General features: G+C 56.7%; 5 protein-coding genes and 1 pseudogene. 4 read left to right on the plus strand and 2 right to left on the minus strand.

Annotated elements, in window-relative coordinates; genetic code table 11:
* Window positions 1-184: 184 nt before the first annotated feature.
* Together AWB78_RS41060 and AWB78_RS47295 are read right to left on the minus strand one after the other, a co-directional pair.
* A complete protein-coding gene (locus AWB78_RS41060) occupies window positions 185-1,258 on the minus strand; it encodes a cupin domain-containing protein (RefSeq protein WP_232478103.1) in 1,074 nt (357 codons plus the stop codon).
* A gap of 17 nt (window positions 1,259-1,275) precedes the next feature.
* On the minus strand, window positions 1,276-1,524 hold the full coding sequence (locus tag AWB78_RS47295) for a hypothetical protein (protein ID WP_157697848.1): 249 nt from the start codon (window positions 1,522-1,524) through the stop codon (window positions 1,276-1,278).
* Between the two features lie 135 nt (window positions 1,525-1,659).
* Between AWB78_RS47295 and AWB78_RS41065 the strand changes: the two genes are divergently transcribed.
* The 4 genes and pseudogenes from AWB78_RS41065 to AWB78_RS44695 all read left to right on the plus strand — a co-directional run.
* A complete protein-coding gene (locus AWB78_RS41065) occupies window positions 1,660-2,556 on the plus strand; it encodes a substrate-binding domain-containing protein (protein ID WP_232478104.1) in 897 nt (298 codons plus the stop codon).
* The gene (locus AWB78_RS41070; protein WP_062612850.1) at window positions 2,550-4,247 is read left to right on the plus strand and encodes a hybrid sensor histidine kinase/response regulator; all 1,698 of its coding nucleotides are present in this window, start codon (window positions 2,550-2,552) and stop codon (window positions 4,245-4,247) included. Before AWB78_RS41065 ends, AWB78_RS41070 begins: the two co-directional genes overlap by 7 nt.
* A gap of 921 nt (window positions 4,248-5,168) precedes the next feature.
* On the plus strand, window positions 5,169-6,047 hold the full coding sequence (locus tag AWB78_RS41075) for a tyrosine-type recombinase/integrase (protein ID WP_062612852.1): 879 nt from the start codon (window positions 5,169-5,171) through the stop codon (window positions 6,045-6,047).
* 8 nt (window positions 6,048-6,055) lie between these two features.
* Window positions 6,056-6,250, plus strand: a pseudogene (locus AWB78_RS44695) (transposase zinc-binding domain-containing protein); the annotation flags it as partial.
* Between the last annotated feature and the right edge of the window lie 77 nt (window positions 6,251-6,327).

Genomic DNA, 6,327 nt, shown 5'->3' on the forward strand with positions numbered 1-6,327 from the left:
TCCAGTTTTCGCGCATCAGTTTTCGTATTCATACTTCTCTAACGCACGAGGCAGTATTTGGTGCACCGGTCAGTAACTGGCTCCGGTCCGATGAAATACGCATCCGAATTGCCCAACCGTGCGATGCCGATTGACGGGTGTATCTCATAGGTGACGGTGTCTGCGTCCGATTTCTCGTCCATCGTCATCGTAAGCTCCTCAAGGAAGAGGCAGAGATCTTTGTGTCGAAAGAGCCTGTTGAGGGCGGCCCTTCCTTTTCTCCGTCAAGACTGCTACCCGACGAATCGTCTTCCAGAACGTGCAGAACGGGGTGCGGTGTCTGCAGCGCAAGCAGCACGAGATCTTCTTCGCCCGATACGCCATACCAGTGAAGTGCACCTTCGGGAACAAGTACGAGGTCGCCTTCACTAAGTTCGCGCTCCTCGCGCGCGTCTTCCCACCTAATATCGCCGACATTGTCCTCGTCGCGCCGCGGTCTGACTGTCATTTTGGCGCGCCCTTGCCAGCATAGGACCAGCTCAACGCTTTTGGGGTGGTGGTGTTCGGGATTCTCCTGCCGGGGTACAAACGTGTAGGCCGTGAAATGAAACATTGGTTTAGCGAAATCTGTCGCACCACCTGCGACCAGCCCTTCCTTACCCCAGATCTTCGACCTCACGCAGATCAGCTTTGGATCGAGCTCAAAGCCAAGATAGTCCGCGATCCTGCGCTTGTATGATGTCAATGCATCGCCGCTCAACACCTGAGAAAAACCATCAGGAAATGGCTCGGCCATTCGGTGAAGGTTTCCCTTTCCCGGAATGCTCACCCGCAACAGCACCAGTTTCTCCACCGGCCACACTTGCGGGTCTTGATTTGCTCTTGGAAACGGATGTTGAACGCTCTTCCTTTCTTCGGCGAGCGCCGTAAACCTGTGAGCCGACCGCTTCGGGAGAATCAATGTGTCGCCGGGTGTAATATGAATGCCGTTTGAACCCGGTGCATCCACAATCGGTGCTTCCCAGCCTGAATCGTCGGACTTCCGCAATGCCAAGGAAACCGTTCCTCGTCCCCGCCAGCAAATAATGAGTCCCACCCCATCCGTGCCGCACTCAGCTGGAGTCTGCATACCGGGCGCGATCGAGAAAATTTCCACGATCAGAGGGGGAGCGCCCGTGCCTCCCCACATCTGCGTGCAGGCGAATCCAGGGCCATTGGCAGCACTGACGTTGGCAACAAAATCCCTTAAATGCTTAATATCGACTTGGATCGGGGTCACAGCATTTTCCTCCAAGCTCACATTCCAAAGCCATCGCTTGAGGCCGTGGGAAGACCGTGGATTTGTTTCTGCCGCAGCTCGGTGCTGAAACTCATTGTAGGTACACAGGCGCGCAAGTCAATTAAGTCGCTTTTCCATTTCCACGCTCGTCGGCGCAGCACGCTCTCTGTGATGGCCGAATCGGGTTTGGCACGCTCGTGCCGGCCATCGTCCGTTGCAGTTGAAACTCCTTTTGAAACGTGAAAGCGCGGAGATTTGGCGTCCATGTCCTAGTCCAAAAGGCCTATTTTCATTTCCGAACGACCAATTAAACTAATGTAGGGTGAAGCGCTGGCTAAGCCTGACGGCCGGTTTATGGGAGAACGCTCAAAATGCAAATGGTCATGCTGGAAAGACGGAACATGAGAATTCTCATGCGCGGTCTCGCGTGCACGGCACTCGCGTGCACACTGATCGCCTCTTCGCTGGCCGTGGCTGACGAGCTCAAGATCGGTGGCGCCGGTCCAGCGATGGGAACAATGCGCCTTCTCGCTGAACGCTTCAATCAAACGCACGATCAGCCGAAGATAAGCGTACTCGCTGCGAGTCTGGGTTCTGCAGGGGGGATCCGGGCGGCAACGGAAGGGGCAATCGACATCGGCGTGAGCAGCGTGCGGTTAACCGAAAGCGAGCAGAGCAAGGGAGCTACAGAAACCGAGGTTGCTCGCACCCCCTTTGTCTTCGCAGTGGGGTTGAGCACGCCCGTTAGCGGGTTGAGTACCCTTGAATTACAGGATATCTATTGGAATATATATGAACAAAAGAATCCGGACTGGGGGAATTATTTAGATAGAAGTCTTGAACGCGCAGATCGTCCACCTGAGCGCATTCGTATCATTATGCGGCCGAGCAACGAGTCCGACAATGCGATTATCAAGAGAATATCTCCCAAGATCGACACGGCCATGACGGCACTCGAGCAAAGACCTGGCATGATCGTAAGGTCAACGGCCCAGGAGAACGCGGCAGCGATCGAGGAAGTCCCCGGCGCGTTTGGGACTTCCACGCTCAGCCTCATCGTGACGGAGCACCGCAAAATTCGGCCACTGAAAATCGACGGCGTCGAGCCGTTGCCGCAATCCGTGGCAGACGGGCGTTACCCCTACTACAAATCCGTATTCCTCATCACAGGATCGAAGTCATCCGCTTCCGTGCAGGAGTTCATCGCTTTCGTCCAGTCGAAGGATGGACGTGCGATTCTCGCGGAAACCGGGCATACCGTGGTCGCCGGACCCAAACCCAAGCTGCCGACATGGTGAAAAACGAGGTCGTTGTCACCGTCACCTGGATCGCTACCATCGTTGCACTGATCCTTACGGTAGCGCTGCCGTGGGGGTATTTTCGTGTTGCCTACGGCGCATTAGAAAGTGAAACCGAGACCGAAGCGCAGATCCGGGCCGGACTGCTGAGTCAGTTTATTGGTGCCAACCCGGAGCTATGGACGTTCTATGAGCACGGTCTGCATGAAGCGCTTTCACGGGACCCGCCGCTGCGGCCGGAACAACTCAACCGCATTACGGACCTAAATGGGCAAGAGGTGGCTAGCGTAGGAGCACCACCGCTATGGCCTCGAATCGTGTGCGCGGTAGTGTTATACGATGCGGGAAAGGTCACCGGTCATCTCGAGGTCACTCGATCAATTCGTCCCGTTGTCGGTGACACAATCGCCGTCGGAATGCTGGGCTTGTTTATCGGCACTGCCGTATTTTTTTTACTACGAGTGCTCCCACTCAGAGCGCTTCAGCACGTCACCGAAGCGCTGCAGGAGGAGATAGCAAAGCACGACGAGGCCCGACGGGATGCGGAAGCCGCAAATCGTGCAAAGTCGCGTTTCCTCGCCGCCGCTAGTCACGACCTGCGGCAACCGCTCCACGCACTTGGCCTGTTCGCTGCAGGCCTTGCTTCTGTCGTTCGGGAGCCGTCCGCGCTTGGCATCGTCGCCAAGATAAATGGCTGCACCGAATCGCTAGAAGAACTTTTTGACGAGCTATTGGATATATCGAAGCTTGATGCGGGTGTCGTTCAACCGACTATAAGCCACTTCCCGATAGAGGCTATATTTTCCAGATTGCGGATCGAGTACGAATCTCTTGCGAATGAAAAAGGGCTTACCTTGCGGATCGTCCCGAGCAACACGAACGTGTTCAGCGACGCGATGCTCCTCGAACGAATCTTGCGCAACTTAGTGTCGAATGCCATTCGCTATACGCCTTGCGGTGGGCATGTGCTGGTCGGTTCCAGAAACCGCGGCCGTAAGCTTCGCATACAGGTATGGGATACCGGAATTGGCATTCCGGCAAACCAAGCCGAACTCATCTTCGAAGAATTCTACCAACTCGAAAATCCCGAACGCGACCGCAGAAAGGGTTTGGGCTTGGGCCTCGCGATTGTAAGGCGCACCGCCGTACTGCTCGGAACCGATGTTCACGTCAAATCGACGCCGGGATTCGGTTCCGTCTTCAGTATCGATATACCCGTCGGAGCGGCGCTCCGATCAGTTCGCCCGCGCCACATTATTCCAGACAGCAGTCATCAGATCAGCTCAGTCGCGGGCAGCCTGATCGCGGTCGTGGACGACGAACGGCAGATTCTTGATGGAATGCATACCTTACTGTCACAGTGGGGCTGCGAAACTGTCTGTACGGAGACAGCAGAGGATGCAGCGCGAGGGATCATGCACCATGCTCGCCGGCCAGATATCTTTCTTGTCGACTATCGGCTGCGCGAGGGCGTGTCAGGGATCAGCGTTATCCGGGATCTTCAGGCGCGCTTTGGACGCGATATACCCGCGGTCCTCATAACTGGCGAGACGGCGACCGAAAGCCTGAAAGAAGTGCGGGAGAGCGGTTATCAACAAATTCACAAGCCACTTCCTGCGGCCAGGCTTTATGAGCTGTTGAACGGGCTTATCGTATCTCATCATGAGGACCATCAGACTCGCTCGTTATAGCCGCGCGTCTGTAGTCCGTCTTGCAGAATGGCGTGAAGCCAGCGCCGCGCGCGAATAGGTGCAAATCGAGGGTTGCGAAACTCCCAGTTTCAATATGGAAGTACGACACGTGTCGCCGTCGGCCGCGCGTTATGCGGCGAGCAGTAGATGGCAAAGCTCATTTTTGCCTTGTCACATTCTCTCGCAATTCTTGACGAAGGGACTATGACCTGCTGTACGACCAGCAGTTGCCTTCTATGAGGAGAAAATAGTCAAGGGCTTTTGGGTTTCCGGGCTTTCCATCGGATCAGCACATTTTCTGAAGCATTGGAAAGACAAAACTATCTCGCCACCTGTCTGAATTGTGTTGCGCAACGTGAGACATTTATGCCTCACCGCCTTCTATCCGCCGGCGGGCAGCCGGCCGCATCCCATGCGCGTTACGCTGGAGAGTTCCCCAGGAATATGCCCCATCTACAAACGTTCGGTTGCTGTCAAGCAACCCAGCAACTGCACGGGCATATTCAGTTCAGACCTGCAAGTATCTGTTTCTTTCGATCCATTACTGCGCCGCCTAGTTTGACAGGTATCCCTATCGCATTTTGAGTTCAGCGCCTTCTGGTATCACACCGTCCTTGAGGTAGCGCCACAGCGCGATGACCAGGCGGCGTGCTACCGCGACGATCGCTATACGTCGGGCGCGTCGGTTACCTCGAGAACGATGACTGGCCGGCATCGAACAATGTCATTCATGCCGCTAGCGGCGTGAATGACATTGTACTAAACCGCTGACGCGGTAGGGAGAGGAGAGCGAGAGCTGATGGCTGACCTTCATTGGTGGCGGTGAGCTGACGCAGGATCCCAACGAGGGGACGCAGACACCTCCAGGAACAGTATGTGGATGCCCAACCGGGCTCCACCACTGCTTCCAGGAGGTTAGTTATGACGCCGCTGCGCCAACGCATGTTGCACGACATGGAGATCCGTAACCTCGCCGATAACACACAGAAGTCCTATCTGATTCAGGTAGCCAGTTTCACCCGCCACTTCCACCGTTCGCCCGAACTGCTGGGCCCCGACGAGATCCGGGCCTGGCTCATCCATCTCCGTGAGGAGCGCAAGCTGGCACCCGGCAGCCTCGGACCAACGATCGGCGCACTCCGGTTTCTCTACCGCGTGACGCTTAAACGCGACTGGAGCGACGAGGACTTTCCGCTACCGAAGAAACCGGTAAGATTACCGGTCATCCTGAGCTTCGACGAGGTAACAACCTTCTTCGATGCCATCCCCAGCCTGAAGCACCGGGCCATCCTGATGACCGCCTACGCGGCTGGCCTGCGTGTGTCGGAAGTGGTCCACCTGAAGGTCACGGACATCGACAGCAAGCGCATGGTCATCCGTGTCCGCCAGGGTAAAGGCCGTAAGGATCGCTATGTAATGCTGTCGCCGAGGCTGCTGGAGGTCCTGCGAACATACTGGCAGGATGCTCACCCGCGGGAGTGGCTGTTTCCTGGCAACATTCCCGGACAGCCCATCAGCCGAGATGCCGTCGGTCTGGCGTGCCAGCTTGCACGTAAGCGCAGCGGAATCCAGAAGCCAATAACGCCCCATTCCCTGAGGCACGCGTTCGCCACCCACCTGCTGGAAACCGGTACGGATGTGCGCAGGATCCAGCTACTCATGGGTCATAGGTCCCTCTCGACCACGTCGAAGTACTTGCGTATTGCGACCAGCACCGTCTGCGCCACCGCGAGTCCCTTCGACCTGCTGCCGCACCCCGCACCCATTCCATTCCCACCACCAGCGTCCGAGTACTTCTGAAGCCGGCGATGCGCCCGGCGCTCGAGGTGGCGGACATCTTCCGCCACTGTGGACCCCAGTTCCGGGAATCTCATGCCGGTGGGCTCAGTCGTGTCCAGCGACGAGTGATGAGCGCCATCGAGCTGTGTCGTACGGCCGCGCTCGGCGGACATGTCGAACAGTGCGATGCGTGTGGCCATCAGCGCATCGCCTACGACTCATGTCTTATGGGGAGTCCTCGCTAACGGGGATCTCGCGACCATGTTCGATTCTAGAACGGCCGAACACCACTAGTCAGCTG

Source organism: Caballeronia calidae (assembly GCF_900044055.2).
Lineage (GTDB): Bacteria > Pseudomonadota > Gammaproteobacteria > Burkholderiales > Burkholderiaceae > Caballeronia > Caballeronia calidae.